Source organism: Gallaecimonas aegicerasi (assembly GCF_045291545.1).
GTDB lineage: Bacteria > Pseudomonadota > Gammaproteobacteria > Enterobacterales > Gallaecimonadaceae > Gallaecimonas.
Window position 1 is genome coordinate 1604381 of sequence record NZ_CP149514.1, and the last position, 24242, is coordinate 1628622.

23 protein-coding genes are annotated in these 24242 nt (G+C 53.7%); 5 read left to right on the forward strand and 18 right to left on the reverse strand.

Going from position 1 to position 24242, the window contains the following annotated elements; translation table 11 throughout:
• Window positions 1-2 precede the first annotated feature (2 nt).
• From WDB70_RS07865 to WDB70_RS07875, 3 genes are all read right to left on the reverse strand, one after another.
• Window positions 3-1208: a hypothetical protein gene (locus tag WDB70_RS07865; RefSeq protein ID WP_406663131.1), complete on the reverse strand. Its 1206-nt coding sequence runs from the start codon at window positions 1206-1208 to the stop codon at window positions 3-5.
• 150 nt (window positions 1209-1358) lie between these two features.
• Window positions 1359-2456, reverse strand: coding sequence for a threonine aldolase family protein (locus WDB70_RS07870; RefSeq protein WP_406663133.1), 1098 nt, complete (start codon window positions 2454-2456; stop codon window positions 1359-1361).
• 82 nt (window positions 2457-2538) lie between these two features.
• The gene (locus WDB70_RS07875) at window positions 2539-4113 is read right to left on the reverse strand and encodes a diguanylate cyclase (RefSeq protein WP_406663135.1); all 1575 of its coding nucleotides are present in this window, start codon (window positions 4111-4113) and stop codon (window positions 2539-2541) included.
• A gap of 148 nt (window positions 4114-4261) precedes the next feature.
• On the opposite strand from WDB70_RS07875, the gene WDB70_RS07880 reads away from it, so the two are divergent.
• Entirely contained in the window at window positions 4262-5698 is a 1437-nt protein-coding gene (locus WDB70_RS07880; RefSeq protein ID WP_406663137.1) for a phospholipase D-like domain-containing protein, read from the forward strand.
• Window positions 5699-5744: 46 nt separating this feature from the next.
• Here the strand turns inward: WDB70_RS07880 and WDB70_RS07885 are convergent, their stop codons facing one another.
• From WDB70_RS07885 to WDB70_RS07895, 3 genes are all read right to left on the reverse strand, one after another.
• Complete coding sequence (locus WDB70_RS07885) at window positions 5745-6092, reverse strand: hypothetical protein (protein WP_406663139.1); 348 nt, start codon at window positions 6090-6092, stop codon at window positions 5745-5747.
• The gene (locus WDB70_RS07890) at window positions 6092-6964 is read right to left on the reverse strand and encodes an SPFH domain-containing protein (RefSeq protein WP_406663141.1); all 873 of its coding nucleotides are present in this window, start codon (window positions 6962-6964) and stop codon (window positions 6092-6094) included. Before WDB70_RS07890 ends, WDB70_RS07885 begins: the two co-directional genes overlap by 1 nt.
• Before the next feature lie 97 nt (window positions 6965-7061).
• Window positions 7062-7511: a DUF2127 domain-containing protein gene (locus tag WDB70_RS07895; protein WP_406663143.1), complete on the reverse strand. Its 450-nt coding sequence runs from the start codon at window positions 7509-7511 to the stop codon at window positions 7062-7064.
• Between the two features lie 125 nt (window positions 7512-7636).
• Between WDB70_RS07895 and WDB70_RS07900 the strand changes: the two genes are divergently transcribed.
• Window positions 7637-8020: a hypothetical protein gene (locus tag WDB70_RS07900; protein ID WP_406663145.1), complete on the forward strand. Its 384-nt coding sequence runs from the start codon at window positions 7637-7639 to the stop codon at window positions 8018-8020.
• 73 nt (window positions 8021-8093) lie between these two features.
• Here the strand turns inward: WDB70_RS07900 and WDB70_RS07905 are convergent, their stop codons facing one another.
• The 11 genes from WDB70_RS07905 to WDB70_RS07955 form a co-directional block, all read right to left on the reverse strand.
• Entirely contained in the window at window positions 8094-8882 is a 789-nt protein-coding gene (locus WDB70_RS07905) for a PhzF family phenazine biosynthesis protein (protein ID WP_406663147.1), read from the reverse strand.
• Window positions 8883-8926: 44 nt separating this feature from the next.
• Complete coding sequence (locus WDB70_RS07910; RefSeq protein WP_406663149.1) at window positions 8927-9538, reverse strand: LysE family translocator; 612 nt, start codon at window positions 9536-9538, stop codon at window positions 8927-8929.
• A 32-nt stretch (window positions 9539-9570) separates the two neighbouring features.
• Window positions 9571-9858, reverse strand: a complete 288-nt coding sequence (locus WDB70_RS07915; RefSeq protein ID WP_406663151.1) for a hypothetical protein — start codon at window positions 9856-9858, stop codon at window positions 9571-9573.
• 18 nt (window positions 9859-9876) lie between these two features.
• A complete protein-coding gene (locus WDB70_RS07920) occupies window positions 9877-10560 on the reverse strand; it encodes a phytanoyl-CoA dioxygenase family protein (RefSeq protein ID WP_406663153.1) in 684 nt (227 codons plus the stop codon).
• Between the two features lie 206 nt (window positions 10561-10766).
• Complete coding sequence (locus WDB70_RS07925) at window positions 10767-11474, reverse strand: methyltransferase family protein (protein ID WP_406663155.1); 708 nt, start codon at window positions 11472-11474, stop codon at window positions 10767-10769.
• Between the two features lie 116 nt (window positions 11475-11590).
• On the reverse strand, window positions 11591-11929 hold the full coding sequence (locus WDB70_RS07930; RefSeq protein WP_406663157.1) for a hypothetical protein: 339 nt from the start codon (window positions 11927-11929) through the stop codon (window positions 11591-11593).
• Between the two features lie 751 nt (window positions 11930-12680).
• Entirely contained in the window at window positions 12681-13136 is a 456-nt protein-coding gene (locus WDB70_RS07935; protein ID WP_406663159.1) for a PH domain-containing protein, read from the reverse strand.
• 93 nt (window positions 13137-13229) lie between these two features.
• Window positions 13230-13622: a hypothetical protein gene (locus WDB70_RS07940; RefSeq protein WP_406663161.1), complete on the reverse strand. Its 393-nt coding sequence runs from the start codon at window positions 13620-13622 to the stop codon at window positions 13230-13232.
• Window positions 13623-13748: 126 nt separating this feature from the next.
• Complete coding sequence (locus WDB70_RS07945) at window positions 13749-14339, reverse strand: hypothetical protein (RefSeq protein ID WP_406663163.1); 591 nt, start codon at window positions 14337-14339, stop codon at window positions 13749-13751.
• A 1824-nt stretch (window positions 14340-16163) separates the two neighbouring features.
• On the reverse strand, window positions 16164-18209 hold the full coding sequence (locus tag WDB70_RS07950) for a prolyl oligopeptidase family serine peptidase (protein ID WP_406663165.1): 2046 nt from the start codon (window positions 18207-18209) through the stop codon (window positions 16164-16166).
• A gap of 58 nt (window positions 18210-18267) precedes the next feature.
• Window positions 18268-19773, reverse strand: a complete 1506-nt coding sequence (locus WDB70_RS07955) for a fumarate hydratase (RefSeq protein ID WP_406663167.1) — start codon at window positions 19771-19773, stop codon at window positions 18268-18270.
• Window positions 19774-19851: 78 nt separating this feature from the next.
• On the opposite strand from WDB70_RS07955, the gene pabB reads away from it, so the two are divergent.
• The 3 genes from pabB to WDB70_RS07970 all read left to right on the forward strand — a co-directional run bounded on the left by pabB (window position 19852) and on the right by WDB70_RS07970 (window position 23208).
• Window positions 19852-21180, forward strand: a complete 1329-nt coding sequence (gene pabB, locus WDB70_RS07960) for an aminodeoxychorismate synthase component I (RefSeq protein ID WP_406663169.1) — start codon at window positions 19852-19854, stop codon at window positions 21178-21180.
• A complete protein-coding gene (locus tag WDB70_RS07965; protein ID WP_406663171.1) occupies window positions 21177-21737 on the forward strand; it encodes a CoA pyrophosphatase in 561 nt (186 codons plus the stop codon). Before pabB ends, WDB70_RS07965 begins: the two co-directional genes overlap by 4 nt.
• Window positions 21738-21822: 85 nt before the next feature.
• On the forward strand, window positions 21823-23208 hold the full coding sequence (locus WDB70_RS07970) for an L-serine ammonia-lyase (RefSeq protein ID WP_406663173.1): 1386 nt from the start codon (window positions 21823-21825) through the stop codon (window positions 23206-23208).
• A gap of 23 nt (window positions 23209-23231) precedes the next feature.
• Here WDB70_RS07970 and WDB70_RS07975 read toward each other — a convergent pair whose 3' ends face one another.
• Window positions 23232-24134, reverse strand: coding sequence for a LysR family transcriptional regulator (locus tag WDB70_RS07975; protein WP_406663175.1), 903 nt, complete (start codon window positions 24132-24134; stop codon window positions 23232-23234).
• Between the last annotated feature and the right edge of the window lie 108 nt (window positions 24135-24242).

The following is a 24242-nucleotide window of genomic DNA, read 5'->3' on the forward strand; positions in this document are numbered from 1 at the left end:
CCTTACTCTGAGGGCAGACCCAGCACAAATACCAAGGCACAGGCCAGCACACAAAAGCCAAAACGCAGCAGTTTGGTTTTGCGGCCATGTAGCGTTGGAGTCTGCCATGCCAGCATCAGCGCCACCACTGATTGCAAAAGGTAGAACAGAGCAAAGGCCCGTGATGCATAGGCGATGATTTCATTAACGTTGGTTTCCCAGGTCAGCAATACCGTAACCAGGGTGATCGCCAAATAAGCGTAACGGGGCGGCAGTTTGTGATGAACGATCTCTGCAATCAGGCCACCAGCGCCGGAAGTATCGGCGACGGCAGCACTGAACTGGCTGCCAATCGCGGCTATGGCAATCATCAATGGCAACACCACCGCTACCGGCGTGATCATGGTGGTAATGGCGGTCACATCGGCTGTCATTTGCGTCTGGAACAACACCGTTACCAGACCGATAAACAACAGGTAGATCCCCGATGACAACCACTGGGCATAACGCATGGTCACCACCCGTTCGTTGGCACTGTGCTCTTCTTGCAAATAACGGGACGTTTCAAACCCCTGCACCACAATCAGCAGCCCCAGCAACACCCGGATGTCATGCCAGTCAATCTCCGAACTGACCTGGCTTAGCTGCCACTGCCCAGCCAGCCACAGCTTGCTGTTATAAAGCACCAGCCCCAGCAGCAGTGCGGTGATCATGCCAAGATTCAGGCTGACGGCGTAGCTTTCCACTTTTTCCAGCTGCCCAAGCCCCCGCCACATACCCACGCCACCGATGATCAGCAGCAAAGTTGTGGTAACCAGATTGGCGTACAGCTCACCGCGTAGGCCCACGGCTTTGAGCAGAAAAACCGCCAGCAATTGCAGGTAGTAAGTGACCGAGATGAAATAAGCCACCGCCAGTACCATCCGCGACAGCAGCGCAATATGCTGTACCGACCCATGGCGGTTTGCTACCGGCTCAAAGTGGCGAATATTAAAACGGATGGCGCCGCCAACCATGTAGGCCAGCAGCAATAGCATGGCCATAAACAGTACAGCGTAGTTGCCGACAGTCAGCCCCAACAGCGGTGCACTGACCAAAAAACCACTGCCCATAATAGACGCCAGCGGTGTCACCGTGGCTTTCCAACAAGAAGAGCGCCGTAAGCGAGGAGAAAAAGCCAAGTACGCCGCCACCAGCAGGGCAGTGGCAATCAGCAGCATGTTGAGCATCGGCTTAGCCTTACAGAAAACAGGGCCTTACTATACCCCAGCCTTTAGGCCAAGTGCTTGATAATAAAGCGCCATAATGCTCAAGGCGGGTAAAGTGCCCGCCTTGGCGCCTTACCCTGCTTCCGGTAAGGCTGGCAGTGCTGCCTGCGATTAGCTCAGCACCTCGTGGCCAAAACGGGCCAGAGCCTCTTGCCATTGGCTACGCGGCAGAGCGTCAAAGGCATCGCCAATGGTGAGCTCACACCACAACAAACCAGCGCTGATACGATAAGGCGGCGTGATCAGTGCCAACTTGTGGGCGGCCATCCAGTCGGCGGCGCGGTTTAAAAAGTGTTCGGCATCGGCTTCAATGCGCAGCCGGAACATGTTGGTCTGCGGCTCTTTTGGCCAGGTTTGCACACCCGGCAGTTGGTTGAGCTGCCCGGCGAGCCAGCGGGCATTGTCACGCCGCGCCGGCAGCTGCGGCAGATGCTCTGCCAGCCCCTGGCGGGCGGCTATTACATACGGCGCCAGGCTGTAGAGATTACCGCCAGCACGGCGCAGCCAAATGCGGGCACTGTCGATAAACCACTGTTCGCCCACCAGTGCGGCCCCGGCAATACCACCGAGATCCTTGTAAAAGCTGAGATAAAGGGAATCAAACAACCCAGCAATGTCAGCCAGTGGCCGTTCATAGGCCGCCGGACACTGCCACAGCCTGGCACCGTCCAAGTGCAGCGCAATGCCCTGCTCTCGTGCCCACTGGCTTTGCGCTACCAGCTCTGGCCAGGCCGGTAACTGGCCGCCAATTTCCCGCATCGGCAACTCCAAGAGCACGGCGGCCAGCGGGTCGCTACTGGCGGCTTGCAAATCGGTTAACTGCGGCACCTGATCTGCCTTGCCTAACGTCACCCCTTTCAGGCCATACAAGACTTCAAAACCATTATGTTCATGCAGTTTCAGGTGGCTGGTAGCATGCATGGCCACATAAGGGCTGCGCTTGTGATCGGCCCAGATGCGCAAGGCCATCGGCTGCGCCATGGTGCCACTGGGCAAAAACAGCGCTGCCGGTTTACCGCACATTTGTGCCAGTTGCTGTTCAAAGTCATTGATAAGCGCACCCTGGCCATAAACGTCTGCGCGTTCATCTGCGCCTGTGGCATCGGCCAACTGTTGCAGTTGTGCTTTTAAAGACGAGGAACGATTACGTGCGGTACTGTTGCTACAGGCTGCAAAGGCAGCACGGTAGCGGCTAAGTGCGTCAGTCATGGTTACACAAAGTGAGAAAACCGAGCCGCCAGTATAGGAAAGCGCCCTGGCCACTGGCTAGTCGCAGACGACCAAATGCCCGTTAAACGCCACTGACCACCAACTGATTACGGCCGCGATTTTTAGCCTGATAAAGGGCTTTGTCAGCCGCTTTCAGTACCGCATCAGCTCCTTCCCGGCCGGGTGTCCAGGCCGCCACACCCAGCGACAAGGTAACAATACCCACAGGCTCTAGCGGGGTGTTTTCCATCATTCGGCGTAACCGTTCTGCCACTGTGGTTGCTTCCGGCAGCTGGGTGTTGGGCAAAATAATTAAAAACTCCTCGCCACCGCTACGGCACAGCAAGTCAGCGCTGCGCGACACCGATTCCATTTGCAGTGCCAGGGCTTTGAGTACCGCGTCACCCACATCATGGCCATGACGGTCGTTGACCTGCTTAAAGTAATCCGCATCCAGCGCGATCACGGCAAAGGGCGTTCGGTGCTTTTCAAGCTGCTGCAAAATACCGTCCATGCCGCGGCGGTTATAAAGCCCGGTTAACGGGTCGGTAATACTGGCCTGGTTCAGCTCGCCAATGCGCTCGTGCATCAGGTCAGCGCCGTGCAATAAGGCCCGCCGTAACACGGCCGCTTCTACGTACCACTGCGGTACGGCCTCCAGAGCCTTGCGAAAGCCACTGTCGCTCATATTACGGGCAGCATCTGCCAGCTGCCGTAAAGGCCTTGAGATCAGAGAGGAAAAAAAGCCGATAAGAGCCAGCGTCAGCACCGCGACCAGTGCACTACTGAACACCACATGGCGCATTTGTTGGTCCAGCGCGGCCAGTGTAGCCTGGCGCGAACGCTGAAACACCACCGCCCAACCCAAACCCTGCACCGGTGCATAGCCGATGAGTACGCCGTCATCGTCGCGGCGACTGGCCACGCTGCTGTCGTTCAGCTGCCCTTGCCTGTTGCGTATCTCTGGCGGCGCGGTTTGGCCTATTTGCTGTTTATCGGGGTGAAAAAGCCAGTGGCCATGGCTATCCACTAACGCCATGGTGCTGCCATCATCGAATCCTGCCAATCCCAACCGGGCGTTAAGGCCGTCATCCAGGCCGATAGTGCCGATCAGCGCCCCGGCTGGTTGCCCTGTTCTATCGGACACCGGGACCGCCATCAGCAGTACCCGCTGGCCATGGCGGCTAAAGGGCTCCGACAAGTAGTCACTGTTGGCGCGAATAGCCGCCTTGAGTGCGGGGCGGTTAAGCCAAGGTGGATGGCGCTGTTGCGCCAAAGGCCGGGCCAATAGTGGCTCACCGGCGGCATTAAGCACCATCACTTCATCAAATAACTGATTTTGCCGCAGCAGCCGCTGACTCTCGGCCGCAAGTAGCGGCTGGTCGTGCAGTTTTCCAGCCATAACCCGGGCACTAAACGCCAGCTGCGTTTGCACTATGTCGAAGTAGCGGGCAGTGAGGTCGGCCAGTTTACTGGCAAAAATACGCTGCGATTGCAGGCTACCGGCGATCAGCAGCTCACGCTGCACCCGGTAACTGGCGATGTAGGTATTGGCCAGGGTCACCAGTACCCCGGAAATGGCCAGCAACAGGATCAATTGACTCAACCGCAATTTTGACAAGGTGCGCATCATAGTGAAGTTCCACAGCCAGTCCATTGCTTGGGTCAAACCATTGATTCAAGGATAGTTCAGTTTCCCGTCTAGCCCTATTCCTGAGTTTTTGTAACAACCGAAACAAAACCGAAATAATACACCCGTACCATACCCGGGCCACTTCCCGGCACCATAATGACAAGGTACAAAAATGAAAAAACTTATTTGGGGCTCACTGCTTGTCTGCTTGTCTGCATTGGCACAGGCTGATGACATCAAAGTCTTCTTCAACCACCCGGTTGACCCGCCGGCACAACAAACCGATCTGGAACAAAAGATCATTGCGCTGATCAACACCGCCAACAGCACCCTGGATATGGCAGTCTACGATCTGGACCTGCCCGGTATTGCCAACGCCATGGCCAACGCCAAAGCACGTGGTGTTACCGTGCGTTTTATTACCGACAACGACAACACCGGCGCTGACAACGCGCAGGCACTGGGCATTCTTAACAATGCCGGTGTTCCCTGGCTTGACGACACCGCCAACGGCAGTGCTGGTTCGCACATCCAGCACAACAAATTTGTGATTGTTGATGGCGAGTGGGTCCTGACCGGTAGCAGTAACTTTACCCAATCCGGTATTCACGGTGATCTGGATGCCAACGGTAACCTGATCAGCGATGGTAACGACAACCACATTGTCATTATCGATTCCAATCAACTGGCGACCATTTATACCAATCAGTTCAACCTGATGTGGGGTGACGGCCCTGGCGGTGCACTGGATTCCAAATTTGGCCTGGGTAAACCTGCCAGCCAGATGCAAACCGCTTATACCAACAACGACCACATCGCCATTGATGTGCAGTTCACGCCACAATCGCCGACAGTTTATCAGGGCTCCACGCTCTATAACATCCAGGCCCTGCTGGCCACTGCGCAAACCCGCATTCGCGTAGCCCAGTTCGTGTTCAGCGCCCAAGATCTGGCCGACACCATGCAGCTGCGTGAACAAGCCGGCGTCAACATCGAAGGTGTGGGTGATCGCAGCTTCTTCTCCCGCTACTACTCCGAGTTTCTGGACATGCTTGGCCAGGAAAAAATGAACACCAAAGGCGTACCGGAAACCGACAGCTACACCGGCGCCCCCAACAACCCCTGGACCACCCCCGTTGACGTGCGCATGGCCAACCTTAAAGACGGTGACATGTTCCACAACAAATACCTGATCGTCGACAACAGCGTACTGACCGGCTCGCACAACCTCAGTGGTTCTGCTGCTTTTAGTAACGACGAAAACATTGTCATCATCCACGACGCTCAAACCGCTTCTGAGTTTGAAGGCCACTTTGACTATGCCTACTGCAACGCCAGCTACGCTAGTAACTGCGCCAAAGTCAGCAACGGTACCTGGGAAGGCGTTAACTTCACTGCAGCACAAGCCAGCAGCATCCTGAACATGGTTAACACCGCCTCGTTCACCGAGCTGGATGTCAATGCAGCCCTGAACAAAACCGCAGCTCAGAACATCGTCAATGCCCGGCCGATCACCTCAATGGATCAGCTGGCCGCTGTCAGCTATGTTGGCAGCTCTGCCATGCAGGCCCTGAAAAACTACCTGCCGACCTGGAACAGCGAACTCTAAGAAACGCCGCTGTTACCACAAAAAAGGGCGCCTGCTGGCGCCCTTTTCAGTGTTTCTGGCAGTGCTTGATGAGCGCCTGCAGGTTTATCATTGGCGAGGTACTACAATGGCTTACGTCTATTGAAGGCTGACTGACAAACCACAGCCAGGTGGACAGTACCGCCACCACCCATAACCGTGCCAGCCGGTAACCTTTAACCTGCCACAATAGCGGTATAACACCAATGGCCGCCATCAGCGCCCCGGCCATAAAGGCTTGCTGCAGGGTCTGCCAGCTGACCTTGTCAGGCATTAGCCAGGCCGCCCCAACTACCAGTAACGGCGGTAACAACGGGCTGATAAAGCCAATCAACAGTAGCGCGGTGGCCCAGCGGATCCCGGGTTGCAGCGTCATTATTTAACGTCAATAAACGGAATAGCTGTATTGGGCAGCATGGTAGCGGGCAGTTTGCCGTCCCATTTTTCCGCTTTGGTCAGGGCAATCAGCTCCTTGTTGTTGGCCAGTGCATCCGCCCGGCTTTTAATGGCCGCGGCTTCCGCCAGACCTTTGATACGAATCGCCTCGGCTTCGGCCTTGGCTCTGGCCAGCTGAGAATCAGCCTGAGCCTGAGCTTTGGTTACAGCGATCTGTGCGCTAACCCGTTCCTTTTCCAGGTTCTGCTTTTGCGTCTGCACTTCCACTTCGGCGCGCATCCGGTCTTCTACAGATTTTTCATAGGCAGCGGAAAAGTCGATGTTTTCAATCTGTACAGAGCTGATTTCAATAGGGCCATGTACCGCATCCTTGATGGCCTGGGTAACGTCCATAACAAACTTCACCCGCTCCTGTACGGCAGAAATGGCCGTGTACTGACCGAAGATGTTTTCTACCTGAGTCGGTACCTGACGGTCGACCAGGCGGTTAACCATGGAGTTGATGTTTTTAAAGTTGGCGTACAAGTCAGCAACTTTGCTGTCGGGTACCCGGAACGTCACCGATGCGCGGATCGTTGCCGGTTGCTGATCACGGCTGTAGGCCTGCAACTTCTGATAGACCACGGTATGAGTCTGCGTAGAGATTTTGACGATTTTATCCACCAGCGGCAGTTTAAAACCCAGCCCCGGCTTGGCTACGCCGATGATCCGGCCATTGCGCAGGTGCACACCACGCTCGCCCTGGTCCACCGTAAACCAGCTGCCAAAAGCCACAATGGCCAGCAGCAATATCACCAACAGCGGAATAATTTTAGCCAGGCCCAGTTTGGGCAGCGGACGCGCGGTTGTCATAGGTGACCCCTTTTATTGATTGTTTTATCCGTGCAAAACAATACCGCAAGGGCGCCCGGAAAGGGTAAATAAGCTGTTACAAATCGTTAGAGGTAGGTCAATGGTCGCTGCGGATCACCCAGTACATATAGGCAATCACCAATAAGTTGATCACCAATGCCCCGAGGCTTATCAGATTTTGGCGGGTAGCCAGCTCATAGACTTCAAAAGGCAGATAAACCGCCCCGCTCAACAGTGCAAACCACTCCGTCCACAGGTAGGCACGCCAAAGCCCGAAAGCCTCAACAAAACGAATACTGGCATAAGCGGTGGTACCCACCATGATCAGCGTCAGGTTACTGCCGCTGAGGTTACGCAGCTGTTGGTCAACCATCGCTGGCCATGGGCTGGCAACACTCAGGTGCAGCAATGCCAGCAGTTGTTCAAATAACTGCGCCAGGCGCTGCCCACCCAGGTGGTGCAGCTCCAACCCCACCAGTAGCGCCAGAATACCCTTGCCAGCTTCCAGTACGGCAATCGCTTTGAGCCCCAAGTGCGTTTTTGCCACTACTACTCCACCGGCCAATTCTCGAAAGGCCGTTATGATGCGTGGCAATTCTCAGCAGCGCAATGACAGCTTGATGAATAATCAAGCAAACAGTTGCAACGGTGAAATTGTTTAAATAAGATTAAATGAAACATTTTCATTACAATTCACTTGCAATATACAAATCAATAAAAAGCCGCCACGTTGAAGCAACGTACTGCAATAGCATGGCTTGGCGTGGTTTAAGACGGAATAAAAAAGGACGAAAACACATGAGCACAAAGGGACCGCAACTGGCTGAAAATGGCTACAAAGTACTGAACGTGGCTATTATTTCCATGAAAACTCTCGCCGTACTTGCCTGTGGAATATTGCTGCTGCTGAACTTATTAGCGTTATTTGGCTCACCCATCCTGGGGGCAGTGATGCCATTGACGTTTATCTACCCACTCGCGCTTTATATGCTGGCAGAACTGCTGGTGATTTTGGCCAGAATCGAAATTAATGGCCGGGAACAAAAAGCCTCGTAGGGTGAATACTTATAAAAAACGGCTCGCATTGGCGAGCCGTTTTTTATTGTGAGGCCTGCCCACAATCTTGGAACTATGACACTGACAGTTGCAAGGTTGCCTGCAGGTAATCTACCGCCTGGCCAGTCAGCCTGACACGGTCACCAATAACCTCACAATGCACCTGCCCGCCGCGCTTAGACAGCTGCCGCCCCGTCAATACTGTCTGGCCCAGCCGCTTGGCCCAGTAAGGTGCCAGCTCGCAATGAGCAGAGCCGGTTACCGGATCTTCATCCACTTGCAATTTTGGAAAAAAGCAGCGGCTGACAAAACCGCCCTGCTCGGCAGGCGCCGTAGCCAGCACCCCGCGCTTATCAAGCTGGCGCAGCGTCATGAAGTCCGGCGTAAGCGCCTGCACCTCGGCTTCGCTTTTAAAAACAGCAACATAATCAAAGGCTACCAGTACCTCTGCGGGCACAGCCCCAAGGCCCGCCACCAGCGCCTGCGGTGCTACTACCGGCTGTGGCATAGTACCGGGAAAATCCATCGTCAGGCCATTATCCGTACGACTAACGGTGAGCGTGCCGCTGCGGGTAAAAAAAGCCAGTTGGGCTGCGTCATAACCCAAGTGCTGATACAACACATGGGCAGCGGCCAAGGTCGCGTGGCCGCACAGGTCAACTTCTGCCTCCGGAGTAAACCAACGCAGTTGATAACCGTTATCTGCAGGTACGAAAAAGGCCGTTTCCGAGAGGTTGTTTTCCTCGGCAATGGCCTGCAAGGTGGCGTCATCAAGCCACTGTTCCAGCGGGCATACGGCAGCAGGGTTGCCGGCAAAAAGCCGGTCAGTGAAGGCATCAACCTGGTACAACGTCAGTGGCATGGCAGCCTCAGTTCAGTAAGAAAGCCTGAGCGTAACAAAATGCTTTATTGCCACAAAGCCCAGGCAACAGCAGCCACCATCAGCACCGCAAAGCTCACTCTGACAATGCGTGCCTGGCGCGGCCGGCGAAACAATGGCCCCAGTATCCCGCCAAAACACAGCCAGGCAAAATCCACCAGCGTGGCCACCAGCAGGCAAACCACCGCCGTAGCCACTAACGCCATGTTAGCCGAAGGCAATGGCAGCAAAAACTGCGAGAAAATGGCAAAAAAGGCCGCATAAGCTTTGGGGTTCAACAAATTCAGCATAAAGCCGTCAATAAAGCGCGGCACCGCTTGTTCGGCTTGCTGGCCAGTCACCACCACCGGTGCCAGGGCAATTTTAAAAGCCACGTAGCAGATATAGGCGCCGGCCAGCAGTTGCAGGCTCAAACGGGCTGACGGGTAAGCCTGTAATAAGGTTGCCAAGCCGGCACTGGCGCCGACAATAGCCACCAGCAACCCGGTCAGTATACCGAGCAAAAACGGTAACCCCCGGCGAACACCAAAAGCCGCACTGGTGCCAGCTAATGCCAGTGGTGCCGGGCCAGGTGAACCCAACAGAAGTGCGGTGGCTACCACCAGGGTCAGCAAGGCTTCAAACACAGTGCCAGCCATAATGATTGCGATAAAGGCTCAAATCACAGCGCTCATATTTCACCCGGGCATTGGCTGACATAGTATCCGGCAAAGACCTTGTTAACCTGTTCAGCCAGGTTATCTGGCCTGTTTTGTATCTTCACAATGAAATGGTAAAAGCAATCGAGGGGCTGATCGACAGGGCCAAGGGCACTGAGCTGGACGCCAAACTGGTCTATCAGCTCTTGCCCCGTAACCGGGCCAAAGTTCTCGTAAAGTTGGATGCGGTCAAATTCACTGACAAAATTTTCAATGCCATTCATTAATGCCATGCAATCGAGTTTGGGGAGCGTCATCACAGGTCTATGGTTCCTTTTTTACGGTTCAAAGCGCTGCGAAGTATCCATGCGAACACCCCGCAACGCTATGTTTTGCTGGTGGGCCTGATATAAATTTTCCGCAAAGTAGCCAGCCAGCATACTCCGTCGGCGCGCTCCGGTAACGTTACAACTGCCGCCGTGCAGCAGGTCAACATCAAACACCAGAATGTCGCCAGCCTGGCCGTTAAGCGTGACGGAGTGGGATTCATCGGCAAGATCAACTTGCTGCCCCGGCGCCGGGCGGTGGCTTCCCGGCACCAGCCGAGTGGCGCCGTTATGTGCACCGAAGTCATCAAGAAACACCAGCGCCGTTACCGAGTCACCCGGGCGTTCGGCGGCCATATCACGGTGCAGCTGCTGGTGCCCTACCCCTGCCAGCGGTTCCCGCCCTTCCACCTGAGACAGAAAAAAGCGTTCGCCGATTAATTCGCCAACCGCCGCAAGCACCTCTGGCAGACGGCATACCGCCTGTACGGTAGGGTCAAGGTCAAGCTGCGAATGGCGCCACTCTACGCCACGCGGCACCGGCCACAGGTGAGAAGCCTTAACGCCCGCATCAAAGGCCCCGCGAAGGGCCGGCAGCCACGCCTTTGGCACCGCCTGGCGCAGCAAAACATACCCATCTCGGTGTAATTGCTGGCAATCAAGCTGTTTTGGTTCGTCAGTAGCCACTGGCAGCATGCTTAACTCTTGCACGTTATGTTGTTGTACCGTTTTTTATAAAGCACGACGTGTCCCTAAACAACACGCCGCACTGACGCCAGTTCGCATGAAAAAACAAGCCAATGCCGATTGGGGAGCCTAAAAAAGCACCATATATTGCCGACATGCACTCGCCTTTTCATAGAAAAAAGCCCTTAGCGAGCAACACACCCTTGGCTATGTACTCAGTAAACTCCCGGAATAAGCCGGTAGCGTACACGCTTTACGTAATCAAGATAGCCCGGCAGCTCACTTTGCAGCGTTTTGTCTTCCAGTGCCGTTCTTAGCACCGTAATGATTGCCGCCAACAGCGCCGGAACCAGCACCCATATTGACCCCAGCGCCAGCACAATGCCGAACAACGCCAGCAGATTGCCGGCATAGCCAGGGTGTCGCACAAACTGATAGGGGCCAGTGTCGCACACCACATGGCCGCGCTCAGTTTGAATACGCACCACGGCTGAGAAAAAACGGTTTTCCGCTAATGCCCAGGCGGCAAAAAAGTAGCCAGAAGCAATCAAACCGAAGCCGGCCACAACAAGCCACAAGGAAAATGCAGAGCCGCCCTGATAACGATGAACCAACCCCGCCACTATCACCAGCGGGAACACAATGGCCACCGCCATCAGCGGGGCAAGTACCTTGTCCCAGGGCTTGGCATTTTCAAAGCTGGTTTTATTTTGCCTTTCAGCGGTTATGCCGGGGTTTCGCTGTTCGGCCCATAAGCGCCCACCAATACCCGCCGCTAAAACCATCAGGGAATAAAGCCAGGCCTGCCACCAGCCGAAATCGCCCGCACAAGCAAACAGCACCAAAGGAATAAGCAGGTACACTGCCAGCAACCGGAACCAGTACCGGGGAGGCACTGCCTGCCTGGCAGTTTTTCTAGCCATTTGCTCTGGCATGTTATCCCCCTGGTTTAGTAATGCTGCAACCTGTGTTTGCTAAAGCGGGTGAGGTCCAGGAGCGAATTAAGCGCCTGTTAGGCAATTTTCCAAATCAGACCGCACTAGTCCCTCTTTACAACTAAGAATAAAATGCAGATAGCAACCATTACTAGTACATAGATAATGAGAGGGCCTGAATTACCATTTTTGGCTTCAGACGCTAAGTAAGCATAAAACTCTTTTTTACTCTGCCTGCGACCATATTTGGACGCAAGGTTATGATTGCCTACTGATGTAGTACCTTCAGTTACATACTCTTTTGCCGTGGCTAGTGTAGGCAATGGGCCAAAGTCTGATGTGCCGTCTGATTTAAGAACGTACCAGCTAGAACCGTCTTTAACGATGAAACGACCATCTGAAACAGAGTATTGACCTGCCTCGATCCTTTTGACAGAGGTCATGCTTCTTCCTTATCGCCTAACAGTTTAATTAGCAACCTGGCTCGCTTTTACTCATTAGAGCAGCTTGCAAGTGATTGGCTAACCAGCCCTTCTAAAATCGTCTGCGTAAAGCGAATCGGGGCGTTATCACGCAATAGATTGCTGCCACAAAGGCCTAAGGTAGTGCTACCGAGAGAAACACTACATACCTACCCAATTACCCACCTACTGTTTCAAACCTGCCATGCCTGCTGGTGTGGCTCTTGGGGCCCCTTTAAGTGCAGCGCCGGGGTGGAAGCTGCGACAGGGCCGTTGAGCCAGGGATGGCGAAACAGGTGAGTACGTGTCAGGACACGCGTACGAGCCGGTGCCCGGCAAGCGGCTTACAGCACGGTTAGAGCGTAACGCTGGAGTGGCCTTCTTTCGGTTCCTTTCTTTGGCCAAACAAGAAAGGAACACGCCCGCCGGTGCGGGAACCGGCAAACAAATAGCTGTGCCGCAGGCAAATCAAAACCCAGTATTTATTGCAGGGGGCGCCCCTGCACGCGCCTGACTTTTGTGGGGCAAAAGTCAGCAAAACCCTCGCCCATGTTCCGCACTGACGCTGTGTTCGTCATTCCCGGTTCACCGGTTCATACGTGTGTCCTGACACGTATTCACCTGCTTCGGCGTCCTGCCTCAGCTGAACCTCCCATTCCTTCCACAGCGGCGCTGCACTTAACGGGCGGAAAGCTGTTGAGAGCCACAGTCACTTGTTAGCGCATACTTGCGTTTAACTCGCATCAATTGTTTCCATTGCATTTCGCCGAAATTCTAGCGGATCATCAATGCTTGGTATTGGTGTTTTCCCTCCACCAGTCCCATTAACAAACAATGTTCCAAACCCAAAAACTCGGCCAAATATACTTTGATCGACATTAAAGCTCTCGACTTTGCTGTGATTCAGTTCTACAGTGTTCCTTCTAATCAATCCCACTTTTGCAATTACTCTTTTTGTTGTTATTGCTAGCTCTGTTGTAGTTTTTAGAATCAACGCTTTTATAAGTGATATTATGGCCACTATTAAAATCATGAATCCAAAAAAAGGGGCTCCTGATTCACTGCTACCAGCAAACAAGATCATACTTATTACAAACAATGCAATTCCCGGTACAAAAACAAACCAATGTATATTCGCCTTGTAAACAACTTTTTCATCCCGCATTAAATTGTTTTCTACATAACTCATGACCTTCTCCTAATGTTGTTTTTATTGTGTTACGCTAGCGCCCTATTAAGGGGCACATTATAGTTTCCTAAAATTTCTAGCGAAGCTGGCAAGCTAACTGTTATTTGTCCCGTTCGAACAATTTTTTATGACGACTTCACACTGTTTATTTTTTATAAAAGCGATTTCCGATGCAATTGTCCAGCACGAACTGATTAAGCATAAGTCTCCTAATATAATTAAATCACTTAATCCCATACTTATTGAGATGATAATTAACACTACTGAAGGTATGAAGCCTGCCACGAATGAGCTTTTAAAAAACCAAGCGTGCCCATAATACGCATAAACAGCTCCAAACAAACCGCCTGCAACGGATAGCAAAAAGTAATAGAGAAAACTAAAAATGGATAAATCCCCATTTTCATAAAAATAGGCTATTAACATAAATACTATTGGAGGTGTTATAGCCATAGCTGTCAGTTTGATAAAACCTTCACGATTCATTGCACATTCCTTGTCATTATAACGCTCTTATTAACAGGCAAATACTTTTAAGCTGAAATTTTGGAACGGAGTGATAAAAGCATGCTGGTGTTTATCTTTCGTTGAACAGCTTGTTATAAGAAATTATCACTGAACTTTGATGTCCACTGATTCACGCACAAACTTGGCGGAAGCAAATTGCATAGAGACAAACTTTTTAAGTTCACCAGGCTTGAATTTGCTAGCAAGCAATACGCCAGCTTTTGGTGATTTCGGTATTCTTAGCTCGCTTGTCACCACGTAAGCCGTTGAACCATCAATGATGACTCTTTGCTCTGTAAAGGTACCAAATGGACGGCCAACTTGTTCCGCGCACATAATTCGACCTACAGATGTCTTGTGACCTTTGACGACTATTTCTTGTGGTCCTTTAAAAGAAACGTCTGTGCAGCTCTGCTTGGAAAGAGCAAACATCTGCTTCTGAAATTTTTCGGCAGAAATTTTTGAGCCCAGGGTTAATTTTTGCTCGGTGATAAGCCATTTCGCCGTTAAAGGGTCTTCACCTTTTGGCGCCCACTCTTTAATGTATTGAGTGTTGTCAGAGCGATCAGATACAACCGACCATTCAACCTGCTTGGGTAATTCGACACTCACACCAACAATATTGGTACTTGGTGAGGTAGAGGCACAAGAAGTAAGGAACGCAGTTCCAATTGCAAGAGCTAGTAAATTACGCACGTTTTCTCCTTTTGCGTTTAACGCCCACCTAAAACGCAATGTGTTGGCATGGCTTTTAGCGTTGCTTGCCAAAAACATGACAACTATTCATTGTCGAAATTGAGGCTTTTGTTATGTTTGCCTGCCCGTTGGAATAAACATGATAAAGCAGACGCGTAGATTGTGAAGAAATGTGCAAAAGCAACGAACAGGATTAATTTGGCAGCCCAGTTACTTTTCGTAGACATCTCATAGATCAAATACACAGAAATAGGTAACGAAAAAAGATTGCTACTACTCTTAGCAATTTTTTTATCAAAAATGGAAATCAACTTTTCAACCAAGCTTGGGGAAAGGTTTAGAAATACTGGGAAAACCAATAAGCCTGAAAACAGTATAGCCATTACAACTTCTTTCAATTTAGACATTCCATATCTAAGTAAACATAACGCCCCCAGCAGGAGCTGTTTTCAGCACAGCGAGAAATAGTCCCGTTAACTTGGCTTGTTATAAGGTGTTCAACGCACCAACTTAAACTTAAAGACAACATTAAAACATCTTTGCCCATTATCACCCTATGAGAATAACCATTTCTCCATTGTTTTTTTAGCTAAACGCTCAAATCTACGTCGGGGCTTTGATTCAGTTATTTTTTAAGAAGTTACAACACCAGTGGAGTTTACTATGGCTTCTATTTTCACAAATCCAGAATCTAAACGCGGGTAACTTTCAATCACGGGCAATTTAGCAACAACTGCGGCTGTGATTAATGCCGAAATGCTAATGCCTTATAATGCCCGCCATAAAGGCGGGCAACGTATTGCAAGTCAAGCGCCCAACGGACGCGCTTTTGATGGGGATTGTTATATGCCGAACGCAAAGCTAAACACTAAACCAGTTAAAAGTAGAAAAAAACCAACAATTTGAATGAAGATATCTAATTGACGAGCCTCATCATTCCCTTTAATGAGCGTTGAAAACGACAATTTTTGAGTAAAGAAGTCTCTCGGCACAAGTCTGATACTTGAATACCCTAAACAGGCAAAGCCTACAGCATGGAGTAACAATGAAACTCTTTGTTCAAAAACAAAACTAATGATTGTAATAATCCCGATAAGGAACAAAAATATGCTCGGCCAATGTAGATTTATCTTATTTTCCATTCGTGAAACAACTCCATATATATGAGTAAAGGGTACGTGATAAAGGTGCCAGATTGTCACATCTCGGCTGGATACACTGTATGTTCATCCAAAAACCTGACCGATACAACCTACTATCTGATTATCTTCTATGCCTGCTGATGTGGCTCTTGGGGCCCCTTTAAGTGCAGCGCTGGGGTGGCCTTCTTTCGGTTCCTTTCTTTGGCCAAACAAGAAAGAAACACGCCCGCCGGTGCGGGTACCGGCAAACAAATAGCTTTGCCGCAGGCACATCAAAACCCAGTTGGATATTCCGTTTACTGAATGCTCGGTGCTTACCGGCTATTGCTTTCCTTGTGAAAGATTCTTTTATTGCAGGGGGGCGCCCCTGCACGCGCCTGACTTTTGGGGGCAAACGTCAGCAAAACCCTTGCCCATGTTCCGCTGGCGCTGCACTTAACGGGCTAAAAGCAGGCTGCTTCGTTGCTGTTTCGGAGTTAAAGGCAAACAGTGAACTGGCTTTTGGGCACGCTACCGCCCCTGGGTTGCAGCTCCCACTGTGCTGATAACGTCCCTGCCATCGGCACCTTGCGGCCGTTTGACTGATGACCACTCTACCCAGAAAGAGTTCGTTGAAACAAGTAGTTAACAACTATTTCGTGACAAATGTCGCTGATAAAAAAAGCGCCTTGCGGCGCTTTTTTCAGTGGCTCTTGGCGTCAGCAGCCGGGGCTGGCTGCGTGTATTTGGCCATCCAGTCCAGTACCTGGTGATACCAGACCACTTTATTGGCGTCGTGCAGTACCCAGTGGTTTTCATTGGGGAACATCAGCAGCTTGGAAGGAATGCCCTGCCGCTGAAGCGCCGTGAAGGTGCCCAACCCCTGCCCCACCGGTACGCGGTAGTCTTTTTCGCCCTGGATCACCAGCATTGGTGTTTTCCAGTTTTTCACGAACAGCGCCGGGTTCCAGCGGGCATACATGTCGGGGTTATCCCAGGGGGTGCCTTGCATGTCATGTTCCGGGAACCACAGTTCCTCGGTGGTGTAATACATGGAACGCAGATCAAAGAGGCCGTCGTGGTTTACCAGGCACTTGAATTTGCCCGGCCAGTTACCGGCAATCCAGTTGATCATGTAACCGCCGTAGCTGCCGCCAAGGGCGCAGGCGTTATCGGCGTCAATCCAGGGTTGCTCTTTGGCGATGTACGCCAGGCCTTTTTGCAGGTCTTCCAGAGGCCGATCGCCATAGTGGCCGGTAATCGAATCGGTAAAGGCCTGGCCGTAACCGGTAGAGCCGTGGAAGTCGATCATCACCACTGCGTAACCGGCGGCGGCCCACAGCTCGGCGTTCCAGCGGCTGTGCCAGTGGTTCGAGAAGCTGCCTTGCGGGCCACCGTGGATCAAAAAGGCAACCGGGTATTTTTTACCTTCCTGGTAGCCCACCGGTTTTATCCAGTAGCCATAGACGGTTTCGTTGTTCCAGCCGGGGAAGCTGAATTGGGCAAAATCGCCCATCTGTACGTCTTTTAGCTTCTGGGCATTTACGTGGGTAATTTGCTTGAGGCCAAAACCGTCTTTGTCTACCACATACAGGTCTGACGGTTTGTCCAGGCTGTTACGGGAAAACACCACGCGGCCGGCCGCTTCGCTGACCATGCCAACACTGCCGTCACGGCTCAGTACTTTCATGTCACCAAAGTCGACATTAAAGGCATACAGGCCGCGTTGGCCGGTGTCCTGAGCGGTTACAAACAGGGTTTTACCGTCACCGGAGAAGCGAATAGAGCCAGCGCTGCGGTCCCACTGCGGGGCCAATTCGCGGCTTTGGCCGGTACGCAAGTCTTTGAGCATGATGCGAAAACGGTCTGACTCATAGCCAGGTTTGCTCATTGCCAGCCAGGCCATGTAGCGGCCATCGGGGCTAAATACCGGCTGGGCGTCCCAGGCTTTGTTATCGGCGGTCAGATCGGTGGTTTTTCCGCTGGCCAGGTCTACCTGCCAGAGGTCAAAGTTGGTGGTCCAGGCGTGGTCGTTACCCGGCGCCTTGGCCGAATACACCAGCTGCGTACCGTCGTTATTGAAGGTGACTTCTTCCATGCCGGAAAACGGCTTGGCGGGGCTGTCGGTATCCAGCCCTTGCATTACGTCGGTAAAACCGGTGGCTTTATTGTCTTTCAATTGGCCCACAAACAGGTGGTTGACGAAGTGGTTGTCCCAGGTGTCCCAGTGGCGCACCATCAGTTTGTCAAACACCATGCCGGTGGATTTTTGCTTGGCAAGCTGGGCTTTTTTATCAACGCTGCATTGCAGGTTGTCACAGGCCGGCCATACCGACAGTGACACTACCATTTTGCTGTCATCCGGCGACAGCTTGAAACCGGCTACGTCAATGGGCAGCTGCGTCAGCGCCACTGCTTCACCGCCGCTAAGGCTAAGCCGGTACACCTGACTGCCCTGGCCCCGGTCAGCCAGAAAGTAAATGGCTTTGCCGTCGGCACTGAAGCGCACTTCGTGCTCATTGCTCTTGTTGCTGGTGAGCTGGCGCACAGCGCCGCTGTCGAGATTTTGCTGATACAAATCAGACTGGCCATCTTTTTTCAGCGCGTAGACCACGCTCTGCCCGTCCGGGGCCATGGCCATACTGTGCAGCTGGTTAAGACCAACCAGATCTTCAACGGTAAAGGGTTTAGCGGTTGCCGCAGTGGTTGCAAGCACCAGCGCACTGAGCGCCCAGGACGTTTTTCTCATTGTTGTTTCCTTCCGATAATATCAGAGCCGCAAATGCGGCCCTGATCGGGTGTCGGTGTTATTTGGCTTCCTGAATACGAACCTTCCATTCTGCCGGGCCCTGCTCGTGGGCATTGTTACCGAGGCTATCTACCGCCACGGTCACCGGCATGTCTTCTACTTCAAATTCGTAGATGGCTTCCATACCGAGGTCGGCAAAGGCTTTGACTTCCGCCTTTTTGATGGCCTTGGCTACCAGGTAAGCAGCGCCGCCAACCGCCATCAGATACACCGCCTGATGGTTGCGGATAGACGCCACCGCTGCCGGGCCACGCTCGGCTTTACCAATCATGCCAATAAGGCCGGTCTGGTCAAGCATCATGTCGGTGAATTTGTCCATGCGGGTGGACGTGGTGGGGCCAGCCGGGCCAACCACTTCGTCGCCTACCGCATCAACCGGGCCAACGTAGTAGATGAAACGGTTCTTGAAATCCACCGGCAGCGGCTCACCGTTTTTCAGCATTTCCTGGATGCGCTTGTGAGCAGCGTCACGGCCAGTGAGCATTTTGCCGGACAGCAGTACGGTTTCACCCATTTTCCAGCTGGCAACGTCTTCTTTGGTCACGGTGTCGAGGTTAACGCGGCGCACGTTTTCGCCTACTTCCCAGGTCACTTCCGGCCAGTCAGACAGCTTCGGCGGCGTCAGCTCAGCCGGGCCGTTGCCGTCGAGGTGGAAGTGCGCATGGCGGGTGGCGGCGCAGTTGGGGATCATCACCACCGGCTTAGAAGCCGCGTGGGTGGGTGCAGATTTGATTTTTACGTCCAGCACCGTGGTCAGGCCGCCCAGGCCCTGAGCGCCAATACCCAGCTCGTTGGCTTTTTCAAAAATAGCCAGGCGCAGCTTTTCTTCGGTCGTTTGTGCGCCACGGGCTTTGAGCTCGTGAATGTCGACCGGATCCATCAGCGATTCTTTGGCCAGTACCGCCGCTTTTTCGGCGGTGCCACCAATACCAATGCCCAGCATGCCCGGCGGGCACCAGCCGGCACCCATGGTAGGCAGGGTTTTAAGGACCCACTCGACCACGTCATCTGACGGGTTGAGCATGGCCATTTTCGATTTATTTTCCGAACCGCCCCCTTTCGCGGCGATCATTACTTCTACCTGATCGCCCGGCACCATATCGATGTGCACCACGGCCGGGGCGTTGTCACGGGTGTTTTTACGGGCGCCAGCCGGGTCGGCAACGATAGAGGCCCGCAGCGGGTTATCTTGGCTGGTGTAGGCGCGGCGCACCCCTTCATCGACCATTTGCTGTACGGTCAGGTCACTGTCCCACTGCACCTGCATACCGATTTTTACAAAGCAGGTAACGATGCCGGTGTCCTGACACAGTGGCCGGTGGCCTTCTGCCGCCATACGCGAGTTGATCAGGATCTGGGCAATGGCATCTTTGGCCGCTTTCGATTCTTCTTTGTCGTAGGCTTCTTTCATGGCCTGGACAAAGTCCAGCGGGTGGTAGTAGGAAATGTATTGCAGGGCGTTTTCGATGGAATCAATAAAGTCTTGTTTACGGATCACGGTCATTTGCTCACCTGGACACAGGTCCGGACGTTATAATGTGACGCCAATCATACTAAGCCACGGCAACGGATACCACGCCTGATGGAACTCAACTGTCTTGATATTCCTTACCTTGACCGCGACGCTCTGGCAGCACGTTTTGCGCCGCTGAGCCAGCAGCCCTGGGCAGTAATGCTGGACTCTGCCGCCCCCAGCCATCCGCACAGTGGCCTGAGCCTGTTCAGTGCTGAGCCGCGCCGAAAGCTCCTTAGCCAAGACGCCAAGCATTATCTGGATAATCAAGCGCAAGCCGGCACCGCCTTTGATGTGCTAAAAGCCGCCCTGGCGGCCTGGCCCAAGGTGGCGTCAGCGTTACCCTTTGCCAGCGGCGCCATTGGCCTTTTTTCCTATGATTTGGGTCGCCAGCTGGAACAATTACCCAGCCAGGCTGAGCGCGATATTGACCTGCCGGATATGGCCGTGGGGTTTTATGACTGGGCCGTTATCAGTGACCATGCCCTCCGGCAAAGTTGGCTTGTCAGCCTTGATGACCCGTATCAGCGGCTGGCCTGGCTGGAACGCCAGCGCCCAGCACCCAGCGCTCCCTTTACGCTGACCGGTGACTGGCAAGCCAACATGAGCCGAGCGCAATACGGTGAAAAGTTTCGCCGGGTGCAGGATTACATCCACAGCGGCGACTGCTACCAAATCAATCTGGCGCAGCGCTTTAGTGCCCCCTATCAAGGCGACGAATGGCAAGCCTACCTGACCCTGCGGCGGGAAAATGCGGCGCCCTTTTCGGCCTTTATGCGCCTGGACAACGGCGTGGTGCTGTCTATTTCACCGGAGCGTTTCGTTAAAGTCAGCGGCCGTAAGGTAGAAACCAAACCCATTAAAGGCACCATGCCACGCAGCGCCGACCCGGCCACAGATGCCGCTAATGCCGAAACTTTACGTAACAGCCCCAAGGATCGGGCAGAAAACGTGATGATTGTGGATTTACTGCGTAACGACTTGGGGCGGGTGGCAGCCCCCGGCAGCGTGCAGGTGCCGGCGCTGTTTGAAATTGAATCGTTCCCGGCGGTACACCACCTGGTGTCAACCGTAACCTGTGAGCTGGCCGCCGGCAAAGAAGCCGTTGACCTGCTGGCCGCAGCTTTTCCCGGCGGCTCCATTACCGGCGCGCCGAAGATCCGCGCCATGGAAATCATTGACGAACTGGAGCCGCAGCGGCGCAGCTTTTACTGTGGTTCAGCAGGCTTTTTGTCGGCCAATGGCAACATGGACAGCTCCATTGCCATTCGCACACTGATCGCCTGGCAGGGAAAACTGTATTGCTGGGCCGGCGGCGGCCTGGTGGCTGACTCTGAAGAAGAGGCGGAATACCGGGAAACCCTGGATAAAGTCTCAAAAATTCTGCCGCTACTATGAACCATTTTGCCAGCCAGTTTATCCTACAACCGTTACAGCCTCGCCACTTGGGTACACCCTTTTTGCACCAGCCCAGGGCGGCAGCGGTACTGCTGGCCATTCTTGACCGGCCGGAACCGACCGTACTGTTAACCCGCCGCACCCAAACCTTGCGCCACCACGGCGGGCAAATTGCCCTACCTGGTGGCCGGGTCGATGCCAGCGACCCTAGCCACGTGGCCGCAGCGCTGCGTGAAGCCTGGGAAGAAGTGGGATTAGCACCAACCGAGGTAACACCACTGGGCACCCTCAACCCTTACGATACGGTGTCGGATTACCGTATTACGCCGGTGGTGGCCCGTGCTCCGGCAGACTTTCCCTGGCAGCTCAGTACCGATGAAGTGGACGCCATTTTTGAAGTGCCGCTGGCAATAGTGCTGGACTTGAACCGCTACCAGCGGCTGCAAATTGAGCGTCAGGGCATAAGCCATCAGGTATTGTTTTTGCCTTGGCAAAACTGGCTGATTTGGGGCGCCACTGCGGCCATTTTTCAGGATCTGGCGCTGCACCTCCGATGAGCCACCAGCGAACCTGACTTCCCTTGTCAAAGTTGACGTTAACGTTCACACTCTGCGCCCACGCAAGGCGTAATAAGGTGAGTGCATGATTTCGGTTTTTGACATGTTCAAAGTGGGTATCGGCCCCTCGTCTTCCCATACCGTTGGCCCAATGAAAGCGGCCAAGGCCTTCACCCAGGTGCTGGACGCCGAGGGCTTGCTGGTGCGCACCGATGCCGTCAAAGTCGAGTTGTTTGGCTCTTTGGGCCAGACCGGTATTGGCCACGGCACCGGTAAAGCGGTGATCCTCGGCCTGGCCGGTGAAGAACCCGATACTGTTGATGTTGACCAAATCCCGGCTATTCTCAGCGCCACCGAGAACAACCAGCACATTGCCCTGCTCGGCCACCATCAGGTGGCTTTCCCGAAAAAAGGCGCCATTGTCTTTCACCACCGCAAAACCTTGAAAAAACACTCCAATGCCATGCAGCTGTTTGCCTACGCCGGCGACGAGCTACTGCTAAGCAAAGTGTATTACTCCATCGGCGGTGGTTTTATTGTTGCCGAAGAAGATTTTGATGCGGAAAAAGACGCCGCCATTATTGCCGCCGCCGACGCCACCCGCGAGCCCTACCCCTTTGATTCATGTGATCAGCTGATCGCCCAATGCCGCGAGCATGGCCTGTCCATTGCCAGTTTGGTCATGCATAACGAAACGGCGCTGCGCCCGCGCGCCGAGGTAGAAGAGAACCTCTGGCAGCTATGGCAAGTGATGGCGGCCTGTATTGACCGCGGCTGTAAAACCGAGGGTTTGCTGCCCGGAGGCCTGAAGGTCAAGCGCCGGGCACCGGGGCTATACCGCAAATTGCTGGCCGAAGGTGACCGCAACGTTGACCCGCTGAACACCGTTGACTGGGTCAACCTGTTTGCGCTGGCCGTAAACGAAGAAAACGCTGCCGGGGGCCGGGTGGTCACAGCCCCCACCAACGGCGCTGCCGGCATTATTCCGGCGGTACTGGCCTACTACGACAAGTTCATCCAGAAAGTGGACCGGGAAATTGCCACCCGCTATTTGCTGACGGCCTCCGCCATTGGCAGCCTGTACAAGAAAAATGCTTCTATCAGCGGCGCCGAAGTGGGTTGCCAGGGCGAAGTGGGCGTGGCCTGCTCCATGGCTGCCGGTGCCTTGGCGGAAATTCTTGGGGCCAACCCTGAGCTGGTGGAAAATGCCGCAGAAATCGGCATGGAGCACAACCTGGGGCTGACTTGCGACCCGGTTGGTGGCTTGGTGCAGGTGCCTTGCATTGAGCGTAACGCCATGGGCGCGGTTAAGGCCATTAACGCCGCCCGGCTGGCGCTGCGCGGTAGTGGCGAGCATAAAGTGAGCCTGGACAAGGTGATCAAGACCATGTTTGACACCGGCAAGGACATGAAAGCCAAATACAAGGAAACCGCCCGCGGCGGTTTGGCGGTCAACATCATCGAATGCTGAAAAAGGCGCCGCAAGGCGCCTTTTTACTGGCCGCGAAAATGCTTTAGCAGGAAGTCGATAAATACCGCCACTCGCCGCACTTGCCGGCTATGGCGCGGGTAATACAGATAAAGCCCCGGGTAAGTACGCCAGTGCGGTGCCAATACCGGTAACAAGCGGCCATCTGCCAAGAGGGCCTCGACCGGAGGCACTATCAGCCGACCAATGCCCAGCCCTTGCAGGGCGGCGTCGATCATCAGATCGGTGTCGTTAACCACCAGCGCCGATGGCATTTGCACCCGTACCGCTTCTCCGGCCTCATCCAGTTCCAGCGGCGCCAGCTGATTGGCCGTAATAAAACGGTACTGGATCAGCCGGTGCGCCGGCAGTGCTGCCAGAGAGTCTGGCAGGCCATGGCGGCGGGCATACGCCGCGGAACAAAAAAGCGCTTCGGGTAGCGGCTCGGTGAGCTTGCGGGCCACCATGCCTTGCTCGATACGATCACCAAAGCGAATCCCTAAATCAAAACCTTCGGCCAGCAGATCCACCGCCGCATCCGACACTGATAGCTCCAACAGAATGTGCGGGTATTGCCGGCAAAATTCGCCATAGATGGGTTGCAGGTAGTGCTGGTAGACAAAGCGTGGCACCGTAAGCCGTACCGACCCACGGGGCTCGGCACTGAGCTGCTGCACCTGCTCCATAGCCCGCGCCAATGCCGCCAAGGGGGCGCCGGTTTGTTCAGCCAGAAGTCGGCCGGCGTCGGTCAGTTCCATCTTGCGGGTGGAGCGGTCAAACAAGGTCAAGCCGATGTTGCTCTCCAGTAGCTTGAGAGCCTGGCTGACCGACGGTGGGGCTATGCCCAGCTGCCGGGCGGCACCACGCAGGCTGCCGGTGGCAACAATGGCCTGAAACACCTGTAACTGGCTGTATGTCGTTCCTTTCAAGAGCCACCTAATTATTAGCCTTTACCTAATTAAAGGGTAACCTAACCCCGGCTACAAGCAATGAATTATCCGCTCTACCATGGCACTCAAACCGATAACGGAGAACCC

What these genes read in the sequence shown, in the direction of transcription:
- WDB70_RS07920 (WP_406663153.1), bottom strand. Translation starts at nt 10,560, where the DNA reads ATGCTGCCAGTGGCTACTGACGAACCAAAACAGCTTGATTGCCAGCAA.
- WDB70_RS07935 (WP_406663159.1), bottom strand. Translation starts at nt 13,136, where the DNA reads ATGAGTTATGTAGAAAACAATTTAATGCGGGATGAAAAAGTTGTTTAC.
- WDB70_RS07905 (WP_406663147.1), bottom strand. Translation starts at nt 8,882, where the DNA reads ATGCCACTGACGTTGTACCAGGTTGATGCCTTCACTGACCGGCTTTTT.
- WDB70_RS07890 (WP_406663141.1), bottom strand. Translation starts at nt 6,964, where the DNA reads ATGACAACCGCGCGTCCGCTGCCCAAACTGGGCCTGGCTAAAATTATT.
- WDB70_RS07965 (WP_406663171.1), top strand. Translation starts at nt 21,177, where the DNA reads ATGAACCATTTTGCCAGCCAGTTTATCCTACAACCGTTACAGCCTCGC.
- WDB70_RS07940 (WP_406663161.1), bottom strand. Translation starts at nt 13,622, where the DNA reads ATGAATCGTGAAGGTTTTATCAAACTGACAGCTATGGCTATAACACCT.
- pabB (WP_406663169.1), top strand. Translation starts at nt 19,852, where the DNA reads ATGGAACTCAACTGTCTTGATATTCCTTACCTTGACCGCGACGCTCTG.
- WDB70_RS07930 (WP_406663157.1), bottom strand. Translation starts at nt 11,929, where the DNA reads ATGACCTCTGTCAAAAGGATCGAGGCAGGTCAATACTCTGTTTCAGAT.
- WDB70_RS07865 (WP_406663131.1), bottom strand. Translation starts at nt 1,208, where the DNA reads ATGCTCAACATGCTGCTGATTGCCACTGCCCTGCTGGTGGCGGCGTAC.
- WDB70_RS07870 (WP_406663133.1), bottom strand. Translation starts at nt 2,456, where the DNA reads ATGACTGACGCACTTAGCCGCTACCGTGCTGCCTTTGCAGCCTGTAGC.
- WDB70_RS07925 (WP_406663155.1), bottom strand. Translation starts at nt 11,474, where the DNA reads ATGGCTAGAAAAACTGCCAGGCAGGCAGTGCCTCCCCGGTACTGGTTC.
- WDB70_RS07950 (WP_406663165.1), bottom strand. Translation starts at nt 18,209, where the DNA reads ATGAGAAAAACGTCCTGGGCGCTCAGTGCGCTGGTGCTTGCAACCACT.
- WDB70_RS07875 (WP_406663135.1), bottom strand. Translation starts at nt 4,113, where the DNA reads ATGGACTGGCTGTGGAACTTCACTATGATGCGCACCTTGTCAAAATTG.
- WDB70_RS07880 (WP_406663137.1), top strand. Translation starts at nt 4,262, where the DNA reads ATGAAAAAACTTATTTGGGGCTCACTGCTTGTCTGCTTGTCTGCATTG.
- WDB70_RS07970 (WP_406663173.1), top strand. Translation starts at nt 21,823, where the DNA reads ATGATTTCGGTTTTTGACATGTTCAAAGTGGGTATCGGCCCCTCGTCT.
- WDB70_RS07900 (WP_406663145.1), top strand. Translation starts at nt 7,637, where the DNA reads ATGAAACATTTTCATTACAATTCACTTGCAATATACAAATCAATAAAA.
- WDB70_RS07910 (WP_406663149.1), bottom strand. Translation starts at nt 9,538, where the DNA reads ATGGCTGGCACTGTGTTTGAAGCCTTGCTGACCCTGGTGGTAGCCACC.
- WDB70_RS07955 (WP_406663167.1), bottom strand. Translation starts at nt 19,773, where the DNA reads ATGACCGTGATCCGTAAACAAGACTTTATTGATTCCATCGAAAACGCC.
- WDB70_RS07885 (WP_406663139.1), bottom strand. Translation starts at nt 6,092, where the DNA reads ATGACGCTGCAACCCGGGATCCGCTGGGCCACCGCGCTACTGTTGATT.